The organism is Pseudoxanthomonas sp. LARHCG66 (genome assembly GCF_052871755.1).
Genome location: NZ_JBIXJW010000003.1, coordinates 459,877 through 478,080, shown reverse-complemented (window position 1 = coordinate 478,080; position 18,204 = coordinate 459,877). Strand labels below are relative to the sequence as shown.

The window sequence follows — 18,204 nt, the reverse complement described above, 5'->3', positions numbered from 1 at the left end:
CAATCCCCGCCACGCCAGCCGCCACCGTCCGCCCATCGACCAGGAGAATCCGGATGAAGCCCGTCAAGCTCTGCACCGCCCTTGCCACTGCCCTATTGCTGGCGCTTCCGCTGTCCGCCTTCGCCCAGGATGCCGAGGAAGAAGCATCCTCTCCGTTCAGCGCGACATTCGCGGTGACTACGGACTACGTGTTCCGCGGCGTTTCCCAGACCGACAACGAGCCAGCGTTCCAGGCGGGTGCGACGTATTCCGCGCCGTTCGGCCTGTATGCCGGTGCCTGGGCATCGAATGTGGATTTCGGCGAGGGTGGCCCCGACTTCGAAGTCGACTACTTCGTCGGCTGGAACAAGGACCTCAGCGACAGCTGGAACCTCGACCTGGGCGTGAACCGTTACACCTATGAAGGTGCTTCCGACGGGTACGGCGACATCGACTACAACGAGTACATTGCGAAGGTGACCTGGAGCGGCCCCGTCACCGTGGGCGGCATCCTGGCGTACGCCGACGACTACAGCAACACCGGCGCGGAAGAGATCTATGCAGGCGTGTCGGCCAGCTACGACATCGGCGATTCGGGCTTCTCGCTGGGTGCCACCACGGGTTACACCTCCATCGACGCGGGCAGCGATGGTCGCGCCGATTTCTACGATGGCTCCGTCACGCTCTCCAAGGGCTTCGGTCCCGCGACCGCGACACTGGGCTACTACGATACCTTCGGTTCGGACGCGTCCGAGCTGCGTCGCGGCTCGGATATCTACAAGCCCGGCGTGGTGTTCACGATCGCCGTTGCGGTTCCCTGATAGGGCACGCAACAGAAAAGGCGCCGCAAGGCGCCTTTTTCTTTGCGCGGAAGGGAGCGTGCGCGTCAATTCCAGCTCAACACCACCTTGCCGGCCTTGCCCTGTTCCATCAGGTCGAAGCCCTTCTGGAAATCGTCGATCGGCAGCTGGTGCGTCAGCACCTTGCCCAGCGGGAAGCCGCTCAGCACGAGCTGCGTCATCTTGTACCAGGTCTCGTACATCCTGCGGCCGTAGATGCCCTGCACGGTCAGGCCCTTGAAGATGATGCGGTCCCAGTCCACACCGGCGCCCTTGGGCAGGATGCCGAGCAGCGCGATCTTGCCGCCGTGGTACATGCAGTCGAGCATGTCGTTGAAGGCGCGCGGATTGCCGCTCATCTCCAGGCCCACGTCGAAGCCTTCCATATGCAGGTCGGCCATCACGTCCTTGAGCGACTGGTTGGCCACGTTGACCACGCGGGTCGCGCCCATGTCGGCCGCCAGCTTCAGGCGGAAGTCGTTCACGTCGGTGACCACCACGTTGCGGGCGCCGATGTGCTTGCAGATGCCGGCGGCGATGATGCCGATGGGGCCCGCGCCGGTAATCAGCACGTCTTCGCCGACCACGTCGAACTCCAGCGCGCAGTGCGCCGCGTTGCCGTAGGGGTCGAAGAATGCCGCCAGTTCCGACGGAATCTGGTCCGGGATCGGCCACAGGTTGCTGGCCGGCATCACCATGTACTCGGCGAAGGCGCCGTTGCGGTTCACGCCGATGCCCACGGTGTTCGGGCACAGGTGCTGGCGGCCGCCGCGGCAGTTGCGGCAGTGCCCGCAGACGATGTGGCCCTCGGCCGACACGCGCTGGCCGACTTCGTAACCGGTGACGGCGGAGCCGAGCTGCGCGATGCGGCCGACGAATTCATGGCCGATGGTCAGGCCGGGCTTGATCGTGCGCTGGCTCCACTCGTCCCACAGGTAGATGTGCAGGTCGGTGCCGCAGATGGCGGTCTTCTCCAGCTTGATCAGCACCTCGTTGGGGCCGGGCTGCGGGACGGGCAGTTCCTCCATCCAGATACCTTTGCCGGCCTCGCGCTTCACCAGCGCCTTCATCGTCTGTGCCATCGGGCGTCGATCCAGGGGTTGAGGGCGCGGATTATACGCGCCGCCTCCGTGGCGCCCTGTTGCAGGGCGCCTTGACACGCCGGAGCGTCCGCATGCCCGTCTTCCTAGGACGAAAGTCATGGGTCGGCGGCGGTGACAGGTTCATTACAATCGGAACTTTCCTGTCCGTACCGGGGTTTCCATGCGTCCGAACCTGCTCGCCGCCGCCATTGCGGTTCCGTTGTCCCTGCTCGCCGCCCAGTTCGCCCATGCGGGCGAGGGCATGTGGGTACCGCAGCAGCTGCCCGAAATCGCCGGACCGCTGAAGAAGGCCGGCCTGGAACTGTCGCCGCAGCAGCTTTCCAACCTGACCGGCGACCCGATGGGCGCGGTGGTCGCACTGGGCGGCTGCACCGCCAGCTTCGTCTCGCCGAACGGCCTGGTGGTCACCAACCATCACTGCGCGTATGGCGCCATCCAGCTGAACTCCACGGCCGAGAACAACCTGATCAAGAACGGCTTCAACGCACCGACGGCGGGCGATGAAGTCAGCGCGGGCCCCAATGCGCGCGTGTTCGTGCTGGACGAGATCACCGATGTGACGAAGGACGCGCAGGCCGCCATCGCCTCCGCCGGCGGCGATGCGCTGGCGCGCACGAAGGCGCTGGAGGCCTTCGAGAAGAAGCTGATCGCCGACTGCGAGGCCGAGGCCGGCTTCCGCTGCCGCCTCTACAGTTTCTCCGGTGGCAACACGTATCGCCTGTTCAAGAACATGGAAATCAAGGACGTGCGCCTGGCGTACGCACCGCCGGGCAGCGTGGGCAAGTACGGTGGCGACATCGACAACTGGATGTGGCCGCGCCACACCGGCGACTTCGCCTTCTATCGCGCCTACGTGGGCAAGGACGGCAAACCGGCCGCATTCTCCAAGGACAACGTGCCGTACCAGCCGAAGCATTGGCTGAAGTTCGCCGATCAGCCGCTGGGTGCCGGTGATTTCGTCATGGTGGCGGGCTATCCGGGTTCGACCAACCGCTATGCGCTGGCAGCCGAATTCGACAACACCGCCGCGTGGACCTATCCGACCATCGCGCGCCACTACAAGAACCAGATCGCGATGGTGCAGGACGCCGGCAAGAAGAACGCCGACATCCAGGTGAAGTACGCCAACACCATGGCGGGCTGGAACAACACCAGCAAGAACTACGACGGCCAGCTGGAAGGCTTCAAGCGCATCGACGCGGCCGGCCAGAAACAGCGCGAAGAAGCCGCCGTCCTGGCCTGGCTGAAGGGGCAGGGCGCCAAGGGCCAGACGGCGCTGGACGCGCATGCCCAGCTGCTCGCCCTGCTGGAACAGAACAAGGCCACGCGCGAGCGCGACCTGACCCTGGCGATGTTCAACAACACCGCGATGGTGGGTTCGGCCACGCAGCTGTACCGGCTGTCGATCGAGCGCGAGAAGCCCAATGCGGAACGCGAGTCCGGTTACCAGGAACGCGACCTGCCTGCCATCGAAGGTGGCCTGAAGCAGCTCGAGCGCCGCTACGTGGCCGCGATGGATCGCCAGTTGCAGGAGTACTGGTTGAACGAGTACATCAAACTGCCTGCTGCCCAGCGCGTCGACGCCGTGGACGCATGGCTGGGCGGCAACGATGCCGCAGCGGTGAAGCGGGGATTGGATCGTCTGGCGGGCACGAAGCTCGGTAGCACGGATGAGCGCCTGAAGTGGTTCGCCGCAGACCGCAAGACATTCGAGGCCAGCAGCGATCCGGCGATCCAGTACGCGGTGGCGGTGATGCCCACGCTGCTGAAGCTGGAGCAGGAGCGCAAGACGCGCGCCGGCGAGAATCTGGCCGCGCGCCCCGTCTATCTGCAGGCGCTGGCGGACTACAAGAAGAGCCAGGGTCAGTACGTCTACCCGGATGCCAACTTGTCGCTGCGCATCACCTTCGGCAACGTGATGGGTTACGCGCCGAAGGACGGCGTGGAGTACACCCCGTTCACTACGCTGGAAGGTGTGGTGGCCAAGGAAACCGGGCAGGATCCGTTCGACTCGCCGAAGGCATTGCTCGATGCGGTCGCGGCCAAGCGCCACGGCGGCCTGGAGGACAAGCGCATCGGCTCCGTGCCGGTGAACTACCTGTCCGACCTGGACATCACCGGCGGCAACTCCGGCTCGCCGGTGCTGGACGCACACGGCAAACTGGTCGGCCTGGCCTTCGACGGCAACTGGGAGTCGGTCAGCTCCAACTGGGTGTTCGACCCCAAGATGACCCGCATGATCGCCGTGGATGGCCGCTACCTGCGCTGGATCATGCAGGAGGTATATCCGGCGCCGCAGTTGCTGAAGGAAATGGGCGTCGGCAAGTAACACCTGCAACTTAGCGGCAGGCACGGGACGGGAGCGGGTATGATCCGCTCCCGTCTTCGTTTCCGGCTTCCGGAAGCGGGGCCGCTTCCCTCGAATGGACACACCGACGCATGCGCATCCTGCTTGCCCGTCACGGCGAAACGCCGTGGAACGCCGAAGGCCGTTACCAGGGCCAGATCGACATCCCGCTGTCGCCGGTCGGCGAAGGCCAGGCCACCGCGCTGGGCCAGCGGCTGAAGGACGTACGCATCGATCGTGCAGTCGCCTCGCCGCTGTCGCGGGCGCAGCTCACCGCGAAACTCGCGTTGGGCGATGCACGCGCCGACCTTCTGCAGACCGATGCGGATCTGCAGGAAATCGCGCATGGCGAATGGGAAGGCCTTCTGGCCAGCGAGATCCAGGACAAGGATCCTGCCCGCCTGCTGGCGTGGCGCGAGGAGCCCGATACCGTCCTCATGCCGGGTGGCGAATCGCTGCGCCAGGTGCTGGACCGTTCCTGGCGCGGGCTCGCACGCGCCGCGGAGGGACTGGGCGATGACGACACCCTGCTGATCGTGGCGCACGATGCGGTCAACCGCGTCCTGCTGTGCCGCATCCTGGGCCTGCCGATCGCGAAGCTCTGGACGTTCCGCCAGGCGCCGACCACGCTCAACCTGCTGGAAGGCCCCTCGGTCGACCAGCTCGAAGTCGTGCGCCTCAACGACTGCGCGCACCACACGCCATTCTTCGGCGAAGCGAAGCATCGGGCGCTCTAGAGTCCGGCGGCAGCGGCGACGTTCTGCGAGCGCACATGGGCTGGAAAGCGGTCTGGTTCGGCTCGGACGCGCCTGCGCCTGGTCAGGTCACCGCGACCGTGGCGGTACTTGGCACCTGTGCGTTGGCGCTGACGGGTCTGTTCGTCGACTTCGTGCCTGCGCCCGCCTTGCACGGCCTCCATGTCGCCTTGCTGTTCCTGGTCGGTGGCGTGATCGGAACGGCGTTGTTGATCGGCCATGCCCGCCGCCATGGACGCATGGCCCTCCTGCTCGACCAGGGGTTCCTCAAGTTCCTGTTCCTTCTTTGCGGGATGCCCGTGATGCTGGGCCTCGTCGGCTGGCTGGTGCTGGCCAGGTCCTTGCCGTGGGCGTGGACGTGCGTGTTCGGGGAGGCATTCCGCGAATCCCACATCATGCAGACGCACTACACCCCGAGCCGTCGTGCATGCGACTACCGATTGCGAGGCGGCCCGATGGAGCGGGGCTTTCCGAGCTACTTGTGCATCCGTGAAGCGTTCTATCATCGCCATCCCGAGCAACAGGTGTCGGTGGTGCTGAGCGGCCGACGATCGCTGTTCGGCTCCAGCATCCGGCATATCGAATCCGGCAACTGACATGTCACGCGCGCTGCATACCCTCGACGACTGGCTCGAGTACATCGAGCAACAGCATCCCAAGTCCATCGACATGGGCCTGGACCGCGTGCGCGAAGTCGCAATGCGACTGGCGCTCGGCAAGCCCGCCGCCCGCGTCATCACCGTCGGCGGCACCAATGGCAAGGGCTCCACCGTGGCCTTCATCGAGGCCATCGCGCGTGCCGCAGGCTGGAAGGTCGGGGCGTATACCTCGCCACACCTGCTGCGCTACAACGAGCGCGTGCGCATCGATGGCGTGGACGTGGATGACGCCTCACTGATCGAAGCGTTCCAAGCCGTCGAAGCGGCGCGCTTTAGCCCCTCTCCCGGCGGGAGAGGGGTTGGGGTGAGGGCAGGGAGCAGCGATGATGGTCCGGACGCCAGCGAATCTGCCGTACCCTCATCCGGCGCTGCGCGCCACCTTCTCCCGGAGGGAGAAGGAAGCACAATTCCGCTGACCTATTTCGAATTCGGCACGCTGGCCGCACTGTGGCTGTTCCAGCGCAGCGGGCTGGACCTGGCGGTACTCGAGATCGGCCTGGGTGGAAGGCTGGATGCGGTGAATATCGTCGATCCGGATGTCGCCGTCATCACCACGGTCGACATCGACCACACCGACTGGCTTGGCAACGACCGCGAGGCCATCGGCGCCGAGAAGGCCGGCATCGCGCGGGCGTGGACGCCGTTGGTGCTTGGCGAGGTGGACTCGCCGTCCAGCGTGTTGCGCCATGCCTATGCCATCGGAGCGAATGCACTCCGGCTGGGCAGTGACTTCTTCCACGAGCCCATCGACAGCCAGCGCTGGCGCTGGCGCGAAGTGGGGGCAGAACTTGAACTGCCGGTGCCGGCGCTGTCCGCGCCTTCGCAGCGCGCGAACGCCGCCACGGCGATTGCCGCATTGCGCGCGCTGCCAGGAGACGTCATTCCTGACAGCGCCTTCGCGGAAGGCGTGGCCAAGGCTGCGCTCCCGGGCCGATTGCAACAGTTGGAGCGCGATGGCGTGCACGTGGTGCTTGACGTCGGCCACAACCCACAGGCGGCGCGCGAACTGGCCGCATGGCTGCAGATCCATGCCAGTGGTGGCGTGACCCGCGTGGTGTTCGCCGCGTTGGCAGACAAGGATGTGCGAAGCGTGGTCGACGCCTTCGCCGGCATGACCCTGCAATGGCACCTGGCCGGCCTGGACGTGGGGCCGCGCGCGCAGACCGCCGGACAGCTGGCCGCGCGCCTGCAGGGCACTGATGCGGATGGCGCCGTCCTGCACGGCCATGTCGGCGACGCGCTGCAAGGCGCGCTTGCGGCATCGGCGCCCGGCGACCGCGTGCTGGTGTTCGGTTCGTTCCACACCGTGGCCGACGCATTGCACGTGCTGCATTCAGGTCGATGAGGGGGAGCGCGGTGGGACGCGCCGTATAATCGCGCCGGCACTCCTGCCTCATCTCCCGTGGACCTGGATGGATACTGCCCTGAAACAGCGCCTGATCGGCGCCGTCGTGCTGGTGGCGCTGGCCGTCATCTTCCTGCCCATGCTGGTGAAAGGCCCCGCGCCCGATAGCGGCGTGTCGGACGTGCCGCTGGATGTTCCGCCAGCCGCCGATGGCGAATACGAAACACGTGAGCTGCCCTTGGTCGCCCCGGGCAGCCCCCCCGCGAATGGTGCGGTCGGCATGCAGGGCCAGGTGGCCGCGCCCGCTGCGGAACCGCTCCCGGCGGCCGGCGTGCCGCAGTCCGCCGCCACCGCTGCCGGCAACTTCGCCGTCAGCTTCGGCGCTTACGCCACGCAGGCCGATGCCGATGCCGTGCTGGCCCACGTGAAGCAGGCTGCGCTGCCGGGCTTTGTCGAGCCGGCGACGATCAATGGCAAGCAGGCATTCCGCGTGCGCGTCGGTCCCTATGCCGATCGCCCGCAGGCCGAATCCGCGCGTCTGGAGGCCATCAGGATCCGGGGTGATGTCAACGCCCAGGTCGTCACGCTGGATGCTGCGGCGACCACTGCGCCCACCCCGTCCGCCACGCCTGTGGCACCGACGCCTTCATCGGTGGCCGCCGCCGCTCCCACGCCGGCGATCACCACGCAGGCGCTGCCGCCGGAACCCAAGCCCGCGGCACTGGCGCCGAAGCCGGCCACCACGCCGCCGCCCGCCGAACCCAAGCCGACCGTCGCCGCGAGCAAGCCCGCCGCGCCCGCACCCAAGCCAGCCGAAGCAGCAAAGCCTGCCGCGTCCGGCGTGGGCTTCGCCGTGCAGCTGGGGGCATTCTCCAGCGCGGCGGATGCCAACGCATTGCGTGATCGCGCCCGCGCTGCCGGTTTCAGTGCGTTCGTCGAACAGGTCCGCACCGACAAGGGCACGCTCAGTCGCGTGCGCGTGGGGCCGGTGGCAAGCCGTGCCGACGCGGACCGGCTGAAGGCGCAGGTAGCGGCGAAGGTCGGTGTCGATGGCATGGTGCGTCCGCATCCTTGACCGGCATCGGCATCGCCACTGAATCCGGGTGCGGGCAGGCGCGCGCATGAGTGCGCTCGACCTGACACTGCTGGGCATCATCGCCGTCTCGGCGCTGTTCGGGCTGATGCGCGGGCTCGTCAGCGCCGCAGCATCGATGGTCGCCTGGGTGCTGGCCGGCTGGGTCGCCTTCCACTACGGCGCGCAGGTCGCCGTCTGGCTTTCCGACGATGGGCCGCCCACCGCCAGCGAATTGCTGGGGGGGTACGCGCTCAGCTTCGTCGGCGTCATGCTGGTGGTCGGCGTGACCGGCTGGATCGTGCGTCAACTCGTGAAGACCGTGGGCCTGTCGGGGCTCGATCGTGTGCTGGGGTTCGGCCTGGGCGTGTTGCGTGGTGCCTTCGTGGCCTGCGTGCTGCTGTTGCTGGTGGCCTTCACCGACCTGCCGCGCGAACCTGAATGGCAGCGGTCATCCATCGTGCCGCTGCTCCTGCCCGGCGCGGAATGGCTTGCGCAATGGTTGCCGGAATGGACTGTGCAGGAACTGGACTTTGGCAATGGGCGTCCGGCGGGCGATAATGCGCGCCTGCAAAACTTGCCCCTGCCGCTGCAAGAGTCCGGCGCCCCGCCGGAGCGCGTCTCCCCGCCAGCGTCGCCCGAGTCGAAACCGGAGTAGGTCCACCATGTGCGGCATCGTCGCAATCGTCGGCAACCAGAATGTTGCCGGCCAGCTTTATGACGGGCTGACCGTCCTCCAGCACCGCGGGCAGGACGCCGCCGGCATCGCCACCGCCGACGGCACGCGACTGCGCGTGCACAAGGACAACGGGCTGGTGCGGGACGTGTTCAACGCCAAGGCGATGAGCGTGCTGGAAGGCCGCGTGGGCATCGCGCATTGCCGCTATCCGACCGCCGGCTCCGAGGGCATGGACGAGGCGCAGCCGTTCTACGTGAACTCGCCCTACGGCATCGCGCTGGCGCACAACGGCAACCTGATCAACACCGAGGCCCTGCGCCAGGACGTGTTCGCCCAGGACCGTCGCAACATCAACACCGATTCGGACAGCGAAGTGCTGCTGAACGTGTTCGCGCACGAGCTCGACCTGCAGCGCACGCTCAGTCCGGAAGCCGCCATCCGCGCGGTCGCCGGCGTCCATCGCCGCGTCAAGGGCGGATATGCGGTGGTCAGCGTGGTGCTGGGCCTGGGCCTGGTGGCGTTCCGCGACCCGCACGGCATCCGTCCGCTGGTGCTGGGCAAGCGCGAGCACAGCGAAGGCACCGAGTACATCATCGCGTCCGAATCCGCCGCGCTCGACATTCTGGGTTTCACCCGCATGCGCGACGTGCAGCCCGGCGAAGCCATCGTGATCACCGCGCGCGGCGAGCTGTTCAGCGAAATCGTCGCCGAACCGCAACACCATGCGCCGTGCATCTTCGAGTACGTGTACTTCGCGCGTCCCGATTCGATGATCGACAACGTGTCGGTGCACAAGGCGCGCATGCGCATGGGCGTGAAGCTGGGCGAGAAGATCCTGCGCCTGCGCCCGGACCACGACATCGACACGATCATCCCGATCCCGGACACCTCGCGCGACGCCGCGCTGGAGATCTCCAACGTGCTGGGCGTGAAGTACCGCGAGGGCTTCATCAAGAACCGCTACGTCGGCCGCACGTTCATCATGCCGGGGCAGGGGGAGCGGGTGAAGTCCGTGCGCCGCAAGCTCAATCCGATCAATCTGGAATTCCGCAACCGCGTGGTACTGCTGGTGGACGACTCCATCGTGCGCGGCACCACGTCCAAGCAGATCGTGCAGATGGCGCGCGATGCGGGCGCGCGCAAGGTCTACCTGGCCAGTGCCGCACCGCCGGTGCGCCATCCCAACATCTACGGCATCGACATGCCGGCTGCCGATGAGCTGGTGGCACACGACCGCAGCATCGAAGAGATCGAGACGCTGCTTGGCTGCGACTGGCTGATCTACCAGGACCTGGAAGATCTCGAGGCGGCTGTGCGCGAAGGCAATCCGCAGCTGGCCGATTTCGACTCCTCCTGCTTCGATGGCAAGTATGTCACCGGCATCGAGCCGGGATATTTCGAGCGCATCGAGCAGATGCGCTCGGACGAGGCCAAGCGCAAGCGCCGCGTCGGCTGATTCCGGCGCGCACTCCATGGCCACGCTGTTCGAGGCCGCGCGTGCCTGCCTGGACGCAACGGACGTGGACGACAAGGTCGCGCTGACGCAGCGATTCGCTGACGCCTTCAAGCGCGGTGAGCTGGCCATGCCGGCGGACGCGCCGGCACCCGAACCGATCCGCATGCCGGGGCGACCGGCGAAGCCGGCCCTCGTGCATCCGCGCGAGCTGCCGCGCCGCGGGCTCGGCAGCGTGCCGGGCAGGGCGGCCTTCATTCATGCCATCGCGCATATCGAACTGAATGCCATCGACCTGGCCTGGGATGCGGTGTATCGCTTCCGTGGGATGCCGGCGGCGTTCCATGCCGACTGGGTCAGCGTGGCCAACGATGAGTCGCGCCACTTCGTCCTGCTGCGCGACCGCCTGCGCGAACTGGGTTACGACTACGGGGATTTCGATGCGCACAACGGTCTTTGGGAGATGACCGAGAAGACCGCGCACGATGGTCTTGCGCGGATGGCGCTGGTACCGCGCGTGCTGGAGGCGCGCGGCCTGGACGTCACGCCAGGCATGATCGTCAAGCTGCGCGATCTGGGAGACGAAGCAACCGTCGGGATTCTTGACCTGATCCTGCGCGAGGAAGTCGCGCATGTCGCCGCCGGTTCGCGCTGGTACCGCTGGTACTGCGAGCAGCGTGGCATCGAACCGCGCGCACGCTTCCGCGAACTGCTGAGGGAATACGCCGGCGGCTACCTGCATGGCCCGTTCAATATCGAGGCGCGGCTGTTGGCTGGGTTCGACGAAGATGAACTCGCGGCGCTGGAAGCCCCGTAGGGGGCTTGGGCGACCTGTGGACGGAATGCACATGAGGGTGTGGGAGCGACACAAGTCGCGATGAGCTACCGCGGAAGCATCATCGCGACTTACATCGCTCCCACATCAAAAACCTACAGACGCTCCAGCGTCATTCCATGCGGTTCCACCCGCAGCACCGAGCCCTGCTCGTACCAGTCGCCGAGCACCACGCGGCGGCACGCCCGTTCGCCAACAATCAGTTCGTGGATGGCAGGGCGGTGCGTGTGGCCATGGATCAGAGTGTCGATGCCGAACTGCGCCAGTGTCGCGTCCACGGCCGCCGGCGTCACGTCGGTCAATGCTTCGAACTGCGCCTTGTCGCTCTGCTTCATGCCGCCCTGGTGAGCGGCACTGGCGGCGCGCGCCTGCGCGGCGAAGGCGAGCCTGGCCGCCAGTGGCTGCGACAGGAACTGCGCCTGCCAGGCGGGATTGCGCGTCTGCGCGCGGAACGCCTGGTAGGCCGTGTCACCCGTGCACAGCAGGTCGCCATGCATGAGGATCGCCGGCTTTCCGTACAGCATGATAACGGCCGGATCGGGCAGGATGCGCATGCCGGCGCGGCGGGCGAAGGCATTGCCGAGCAGGAAATCGCGATTGCCACGGATGAAGAACACCGGCACGCCGGCATCGGCCACCTCCCGGATGCGGGTCTCGACGTAGGCTCCCGTTTCCGATGGATCGTCGTCGCCCACCCAGGCCTCGAACAGGTCGCCCAGGATGTACAGGGCGTCGGCTGCGACGGCTTCCCGCTGCATGAACGCGCCGAACAACTCGGTGACGGCAGGGCGTTCAGCGTCCAGGTGCAGGTCGGAGATGAAGAGTGTGGTCATGCGGCGATTCTAAGCCCTCCCCACCGGGCTTCCTCTATCGGCAAGGCCTTCCGGGCGCCTCACCGAGCGGGCTCACTGCGGCGCGTTCGGGCCGGCGAGCGCGGCAGAACCGTCGCGGCGCGGTAAAATCGCGGAACTCCGTACTTGAGCTCCTCCATGGCCTGCCGTACCCGCTTCGCTCCCAGTCCCACCGGCTACCTGCACATCGGCGGCGCCCGCACGGCGCTGTACTGCTGGCTGGAAGCGCGCCATCGCAGCGGCGATTTCATCCTGCGCATCGAGGACACCGACCGCGAGCGCAGCACGCAGGCTGCGATCGACGCGATCCTGGACGCCATGGACTGGCTGGGCCTGGACTACGATGAAGGCCCGGTCTACCAGACCCAGCGCATCGACCGGTATCGCGAGGTCGCTGAACAACTCGTCGCGGCCGGCAAGGCCTACTACGCCTACGAGACACGCGAGGAGCTCGACGCCATGCGCGAAGCCGCGATGGCGAAACAGGAGAAGCCGCGCTACAACGGCGCCGCGCGCGAGCAGAACCTGCCGCACCGCGACGACCCGAACCGCGTGATCCGCTTCAAGAACCCCCTCGATGGCGTGGTCGCCTTCGACGATCTGATCAAGGGCCGCATCGAGATCGCCAACAGCGAGCTGGACGACATGGTGATCTTCCGTCCGGACGGCTATCCCACCTACAACTTCGCCGTGGTGGTCGATGACTGGGACATGGGCATCACCGAGGTGATCCGCGGCGACGACCACATCAACAACACGCCCCGGCAGATCAACATCTACGAAGCGCTGGGTGCGCCGGTGCCGAAGTTCGCGCACATGCCGATGATCCTGGACGAGCAGGGCGCCAAGCTGTCCAAGCGCACCGGTGCGGCCGACGTGATGCAGTACAAGGACGCCGGCTACCTGCCGCACGCGCTGATCAACTACCTGGCGCGGCTGGGCTGGTCGCACGGCGACCAGGAGCTCTTCTCGCGCCAGGAGCTGATCGACCTGTTCGACGTGAAGGACGTGAATTCCAAGGCCGCGCGCCTGGACATGGCCAAGCTGGGCTGGGTGAACCAGCACTACCTGAAGACCGATGCGCCTGCGGACATCGCGCCGCACCTCGGTTACCAGTTGGAGAAGCTGGGCATCGACCTGGCCGCGGGTCCGGCGCCGGCCGACGTGGTGGTCGCGCTGCGCGATCGCGTGCAGACGTTGAAGGACATGGCCGAGAAGGCGGTGGTCTGGTACCAGCCGCTGACGGTGTACGACGATGCTGCAGTAGCCAAGCATCTGGGCGCCGCCGCGCATGCCCCGCTGGCCAAGGCCCGCGAAAGTCTGGCGGCGCTGGCGGAGTGGAGCGCGGAAAGTGTGTCCGTCGCCCTGCACGAGGCCGCAGCGGCGCTCGACATCGGCATGGGCAAAGTGGCGCAGCCTTTGCGCGTGGCTATCACCGGGACGCAGGTCAGCCCGGACATTTCCCAGACGGTCTACCTTGCCGGTCGCGATGAAGCCTTGAAACGCATCGACGCAGCACTTATCAAGACAAGTACGGCCGCCTGATCACGGATCGCCCATGCCACACGCCTGCACCGACCCGAACCACCATGTCCATGACGCGCAGGCGTTCGTGGTCGCAGTGGAGCGCGCGTGCCAGGAGCGCGGCCTGCGGCTGACGCCGATCCGTGCGCGTGTTCTGCAGCTGATCGCCGAAGCCGGCAAGCCGGTGAAGGCCTACGAATTGCTCGAGTGGGTGCGCGCCACGAAGGGCGTGGGCGCCGACGCGCCGCCAACGGTGTATCGCGCGCTGGATTTCCTGATGGCCAATGGCTTCGTGCACAAGCTCGAATCCGTCAATGCGTTCGTCGCCTGCCATCACCCGAACAGCGCCCAGCATTCGGTGCCGTTCCTCATCTGCGACCGCTGCCACAGCGCGGTGGAACTGGAGGATCGCGACGTGGTGGCGGCGCTGGATGCGCGCGCCAAGGCACTGGGCTTCCAGCCACAGGCGCAGACGCTGGAAGTGCATGGCCTGTGCGCGCGCTGCGCTGCCGCGTAGCGGATTTGTTGTTGTAGGAGCGACGTAAGTCGCGACCGCGGATTTCGCTGGCCGGGAGCTGATCATCGCGCTAGGTCTTCCGGGCAAGAAAGAAGCTGCGCCAGCTGAAGTTTCCGGCAAGTGTTGGCGTGCGGTCGCTACTTACGTCGCTCCTGCGGTTGCTCCTGCAACGGATTTGCTCACGCCGCCGCCGGCACCGCTTTCGGTGGCGTTTCCCGGATAGGCAGGTTCGCTGTTGCCGCGATCAACGCCAACGCCATATCTGCGTACCACATCCACGTGTAGTCGCCGAAGCGCTCCAGCGCCAGCCCGCCGAGCCACGCACCGAAGAAGCCGCCGATCTGGTGCGACAGCAAGGTCAGTCCGAACAGGGTGCCCAGGTAGCGCGGACCGAACAGCTTGCCGACCAGGCCGGCCGTGGGTGGCACCGTCGCCAGCCAGGTGAAACCGAGTGCTGCCGCGAACACGTAGAACGTCAACGGCGTCGGAGGCGCCAGCAGATACAGCGCGATCATCACCGCGCGACTGGCATACATCACCGCGAGGATCCACTTCATCCGCACGCGCTGGCCCAGTGCACCGGCCACCAGGCTGCCGGCCACGTTGAACAGGCCGATCAGCGCGATCGACACCGCCGACACGCTGGGCGACAGGCCGCACAATGCGATTTCGCCAGGCAGGTGCGTCACCAGGAAGGCGATGTGCACGCCGCACGTGAAGAAGCCCAGGTGCAGCATCCAGTAGCTGCGGTCACGCAGGGCGATGGCGATCTGCTGCTTGAGCGAGATGTCGCCGACCGCGGTGGCCGGTGCTGAGCCCGTCGAAGACGCCACCTTCCTGCGCAACGGGAAGGCCAGCGGAATCGCCAGCAGCGACGCGATGGCAAGCGTGTACATCGCGCTGGCCCAGCCGGCGACGGCGATGACGGCCTGCACCAGCGGCGCGAAGACGAACTGTCCGAGCGAACCCCCCGCGTTGATGAAGCCCGCGGCGAACGAGCGTTTCTCGGGCGCCAGCTGTTGTGCGGTGGCGCCGATCAGGATGGAGAAGCTGCCTGCGCCTGCGCCCGCCGCCGTCAACAGGCCCAGCGTGAACATCAGCCCCCAGGGCGAGGTGAGATGCGGCGTCAGGGCCAGCCCCAGCGCCAGCAGGATGCCTCCGAGCACCAGCACGCCGGTGGAGCCGCGTTTGTCGGCGATGGCGCCGAAGATCGGCTGCACGGCTCCCCACGTGAACTGGCCGATCGCCAGCGCGAAGCTGATCGTGGCGATACCGATGCCGGTGTCCTGGTGGATCGGTGAAACGAACAGCCCGGTGGTCTGGCGCGCGCCCATGGTGATCATCAGCGTCGCTGCGGCGGCCAGCAACAGGCCCCAGTGCATGCGCGGAGCGGGCGTCGGGGTAGCGGGGCTCATGCGGCTTCTCCCAGGCGCTGGCGCAGCAGGTCGTCGAGGTGGTCCAGGTCGCGGTGCAATCGTTTGACGCCGGCCTCGCCGAGCATCGCGTCGATGACCGCCTGCGCATGTCGCCAGAGGGGCTTCGCGGCGGCGAGTCGGTCGCGGCCCGGCGGGGTCAGCGCGATCACGCGCTGGCGCGCGTCGTGGCCGCGGACGATTTCCACCAGGCCTGCATCCACCAGCGGCGACAGGTTGCGGGTCAGGGTCGTGCGATCCATGCCGAGTTCTCCGGCCAGGTCGCCCAGCACCCGTGGCTCGCGTTCGCTGCGGCGCAGGATGGAGTACTGGTTGAGGCTCAGGCCGGCCCCGGCCAGTTCATGGTCGTACACCTGGGTGACGCGGCGGCTTGCGCGGCGCAGGCGGAAGCAGGTGCATGAGCTGGGCGATGCGGTAGCGGAGGGGGCGGGCATGCGGGATTGATCGCGATGGCGGCTGCCGGATGAATTATGTGTATATGCACATAAGTGTTGTCAAGAAGGGCGGCTGCCATCCAGGCCAGCCGCCCCGGGGAGGGCCGTCAGTCGCCGGTCAGAAGTACGCGCGGATGCCGAAGGCCACGCCGCGGCCCGGCAGCGGCGCGTAGTCGCGCAGCAACGAGGTATGCGGGCGGGCTTCTTCGTCGGTCAGGTTGCTGCCATCCAGGAACACTTCCCAGCTTGATGCCGTGCGATCCCAGCGATATGCCAAGTGCGCATCCACCAGCGTGTAGCCGTCACTCGGCTCCTCGTTCTGTGCAAGGTCGTCCTGCTTGCTGTAGCGCACCGCGCCCAGCGATGCGCGCCAGCCACCCAGCGACCAGCCCAGGTCGGCACCGACGCGCATCGGTGCGATACGCGGCAGGTAACCGCCCTGTGCGATATCCACTTCGTAACCATGCGTGTGGTCGCCATGCGGTACCTCGAAGGCCACCGTCCGCATGCCGTTGCCATCGAGCTCCGCACGCACGTAGTCGCCGTACACGCGCAGGTCCCATGCGCCGGCGGCGGTATCGGCGAGCTGGATCTTCGCTTCGGCCTCGGCGCCGGTGAAGGTGGCGTCGTCCTGTGTCCACAGGCGCACCGGATAGCCTTCTTCTTCCACGCCGGTATCGGTGAGGTAGATGAAGTCCTTGAACTTCGTCTGGTAGATCGCCAGCTTCAGGTCGACGCGATCGGTGTGCCAATGCGCGCCGATTTCCGCGCGCACGCCCTTCTCGGTATCCAGCGAAGCGTCACCGATCTCGATGGACTGCGTGGCGACGTGGGTGCCGCCGGCGAACAGTTCCTCATTCGTGGGTGCACGCTCGGAACGGTCCAGCCCGAAGCGCAGGTCGAAGCCGTCGCTCAGGCGCCAGATCGCGGCGGCAGAAAGATTGACCGCATTGAAGTCGCTTGCGGCACGGTCATCCGGCTTCAGTTCGACCTTGTCGTAGCGGCCGCCCAGCTCCAGCTTCCACGGGCCGAAGTCCTTTTCCTGCACCACGAAAACCCCCAGGGTGTCGGTGACGGTCGACGGCACGAAGGCTTCATCGCCCACGGCGCTGAAATCGGTGCTGCCGAACTGCAGGCCGAAGGCGCCGCGCCAGCCATTCCATTCCTTCTGCACGGCTTCAAGGCGCGCGTCGTAGCCTTCATTGGTGAAACGGGTGCCGACTTCGCCACCTTCCAGCTCCACATGCTCGTAATCGTTCCAGGCCGCGCGCAGGTTGAGGCTCTGCAGGAACGACACCGGGTCGTAGATGCCGGTTTTCAGGTCCAGCCGGTTCTGCACCATGTCGATCCGTACCGCGCCTTCCTCGTGCGCTTCGTGGTCGTGGTCTTCCTCGCCGTCATGGTCGTGGTCATGATCTTCTTCGCCATGCACGTGCGCGCCGGCAGGAATGCCGTAGTCGGTGCGGTAGGTGCTGGCGGCCAGGCCGAAGTAGCCGCGGTCGCCGAGATAGGTCGCGCCGATGGCCCCGGCGCGCGTCTTCACCGAGCTGTTCGGCAACGTGCCGCGGGGCTGCGGTTCCTCTTCGTGTTCTTCGCCTTCCTCGTGGTCGTGCAGGATGGCCACGCCCGGGATGTCGTAATCATCGGTGTCGCGGACCAGGCCATCGACATGCAGCACCCAGTTCCCGTTGACGCCGTCGAGGCGGAACATGCCGGTGCGTTCGTCGTTGACGGTGTTGCCGCGCACTTCCGCGCGTCCGCTCAGTGGCTGGTCCGGGATCGATTCGGCCAGCCGGCCATCGACCACGTTGACGGCACCACCGATGGCGCCGCTGCCGAACAGCAGGGTGGCGGGCCCCTTCAGCACTTCGATCTGGTCGGCGAGGAAGGGCTCGATGCTGACCGCGTGGTCGGCGGAGACCGTGGAGGCGTCCATCGAGCCGATGCCGCCGGACAGCACCTGCACGCGCGGGCCTTCCTGGCCGCGGATGATCGGGCGGCCCACGCCCGTGCCGAAATAGGTGGTCTGCACGCCCGGCAGCTTCGCCACCGTCTCGCCCAGGGTGCCGGCCTTGGCCTTGTCCAGCGCTTCTCCGTACAGGACCTCCACCGGGGTGGCGACGGATTCGGCATTGCCCTTCAACGGTGAGGCAGTCACCACTACGGCGTCCAGATCCTTGGCCTGGGGGGCTCCGGCGTCGTCCGCCAGCGCGGCGGGAGAGGCCAGCGCCAGGGCGAGGGCGGCGGCGAGCAGGTGGGGGGCGGGAAGGGCGCGACGCGGGGATGGCATGGGCGTGGATTCACTCATGGTGGGGAAGTTGAAGATGTTATAATATACCAATAGTGACAATATAACCCTCCCGGAAGTCATACTTGTCC

16 protein-coding genes are annotated in these 18,204 nt (G+C 66.8%); 11 read left to right on the top strand and 5 right to left on the bottom strand.

Going from position 1 to position 18,204, the window contains the following annotated elements:
* Window positions 1-53: 53 nt before the first annotated feature.
* The gene (locus tag ACIPRS_RS12370) at window positions 54-800 is read left to right on the top strand and encodes a TorF family putative porin (RefSeq protein ID WP_192201705.1); all 747 of its coding nucleotides are present in this window, start codon (window positions 54-56) and stop codon (window positions 798-800) included.
* 65 nt (window positions 801-865) lie between these two features.
* Here the strand turns inward: ACIPRS_RS12370 and tdh are convergent, their stop codons facing one another.
* Window positions 866-1,900, bottom strand: coding sequence for an L-threonine 3-dehydrogenase (gene tdh, locus ACIPRS_RS12365; protein WP_298125269.1), 1,035 nt, complete (start codon window positions 1,898-1,900; stop codon window positions 866-868).
* Window positions 1,901-2,081: 181 nt separating this feature from the next.
* On the opposite strand from tdh, the gene ACIPRS_RS12360 reads away from it, so the two are divergent.
* From ACIPRS_RS12360 to ACIPRS_RS12325, 8 genes are all read left to right on the top strand, one after another.
* The gene (locus ACIPRS_RS12360; RefSeq protein ID WP_446538760.1) at window positions 2,082-4,250 is read left to right on the top strand and encodes a S46 family peptidase; all 2,169 of its coding nucleotides are present in this window, start codon (window positions 2,082-2,084) and stop codon (window positions 4,248-4,250) included.
* Between the two features lie 110 nt (window positions 4,251-4,360).
* Window positions 4,361-5,005 carry a histidine phosphatase family protein gene (locus ACIPRS_RS12355; RefSeq protein ID WP_446538759.1) on the top strand — a complete coding sequence of 215 codons (645 nt, stop codon included), beginning with the start codon at window positions 4,361-4,363 and terminating at the stop codon, window positions 5,003-5,005.
* Between the two features lie 35 nt (window positions 5,006-5,040).
* A complete protein-coding gene (locus ACIPRS_RS12350) occupies window positions 5,041-5,619 on the top strand; it encodes a hypothetical protein (protein WP_446538758.1) in 579 nt (192 codons plus the stop codon).
* Between the two features lies 1 nt (window position 5,620).
* Complete coding sequence (locus ACIPRS_RS12345; protein WP_446538757.1) at window positions 5,621-7,027, top strand: bifunctional folylpolyglutamate synthase/dihydrofolate synthase; 1,407 nt, start codon at window positions 5,621-5,623, stop codon at window positions 7,025-7,027.
* A gap of 67 nt (window positions 7,028-7,094) precedes the next feature.
* Complete coding sequence (locus ACIPRS_RS12340) at window positions 7,095-8,102, top strand: SPOR domain-containing protein (RefSeq protein WP_446538756.1); 1,008 nt, start codon at window positions 7,095-7,097, stop codon at window positions 8,100-8,102.
* 46 nt (window positions 8,103-8,148) lie between these two features.
* Entirely contained in the window at window positions 8,149-8,757 is a 609-nt protein-coding gene (locus ACIPRS_RS12335; RefSeq protein ID WP_446538755.1) for a CvpA family protein, read from the top strand.
* 7 nt (window positions 8,758-8,764) lie between these two features.
* Window positions 8,765-10,234, top strand: coding sequence for an amidophosphoribosyltransferase (purF, locus tag ACIPRS_RS12330; RefSeq protein WP_192201690.1), 1,470 nt, complete (start codon window positions 8,765-8,767; stop codon window positions 10,232-10,234).
* 16 nt (window positions 10,235-10,250) lie between these two features.
* Window positions 10,251-11,048, top strand: a complete 798-nt coding sequence (locus ACIPRS_RS12325; RefSeq protein WP_446538754.1) for a ferritin-like domain-containing protein — start codon at window positions 10,251-10,253, stop codon at window positions 11,046-11,048.
* Window positions 11,049-11,161: 113 nt separating this feature from the next.
* On the opposite strand, the gene lpxH is transcribed toward ACIPRS_RS12325, so the two are convergent.
* Window positions 11,162-11,899, bottom strand: coding sequence for a UDP-2,3-diacylglucosamine diphosphatase (gene lpxH, locus ACIPRS_RS12320; protein WP_446538753.1), 738 nt, complete (start codon window positions 11,897-11,899; stop codon window positions 11,162-11,164).
* 156 nt (window positions 11,900-12,055) lie between these two features.
* Between lpxH and gltX the strand changes: the two genes are divergently transcribed.
* Window positions 12,056-13,462: a glutamate--tRNA ligase gene (gltX, locus tag ACIPRS_RS12315; RefSeq protein WP_446538752.1), complete on the top strand. Its 1,407-nt coding sequence runs from the start codon at window positions 12,056-12,058 to the stop codon at window positions 13,460-13,462.
* Between the two features lie 13 nt (window positions 13,463-13,475).
* Window positions 13,476-13,958, top strand: a complete 483-nt coding sequence (locus ACIPRS_RS12310) for a Fur family transcriptional regulator (protein ID WP_192201682.1) — start codon at window positions 13,476-13,478, stop codon at window positions 13,956-13,958.
* Window positions 13,959-14,137: 179 nt separating this feature from the next.
* Here ACIPRS_RS12310 and ACIPRS_RS12305 read toward each other — a convergent pair whose 3' ends face one another.
* The 3 genes from ACIPRS_RS12305 to ACIPRS_RS12295 form a co-directional block, all read right to left on the bottom strand.
* Window positions 14,138-15,373: an MFS transporter gene (locus ACIPRS_RS12305; protein WP_446538751.1), complete on the bottom strand. Its 1,236-nt coding sequence runs from the start codon at window positions 15,371-15,373 to the stop codon at window positions 14,138-14,140.
* A complete protein-coding gene (locus ACIPRS_RS12300) occupies window positions 15,370-15,825 on the bottom strand; it encodes a MarR family winged helix-turn-helix transcriptional regulator (protein ID WP_446538750.1) in 456 nt (151 codons plus the stop codon). The genes ACIPRS_RS12305 and ACIPRS_RS12300 overlap by 4 nt, the downstream gene beginning before the upstream one ends.
* Before the next feature lie 118 nt (window positions 15,826-15,943).
* Complete coding sequence (locus ACIPRS_RS12295) at window positions 15,944-18,115, bottom strand: TonB-dependent receptor (RefSeq protein ID WP_446538749.1); 2,172 nt, start codon at window positions 18,113-18,115, stop codon at window positions 15,944-15,946.
* Window positions 18,116-18,204: the final 89 nt, after the last annotated feature.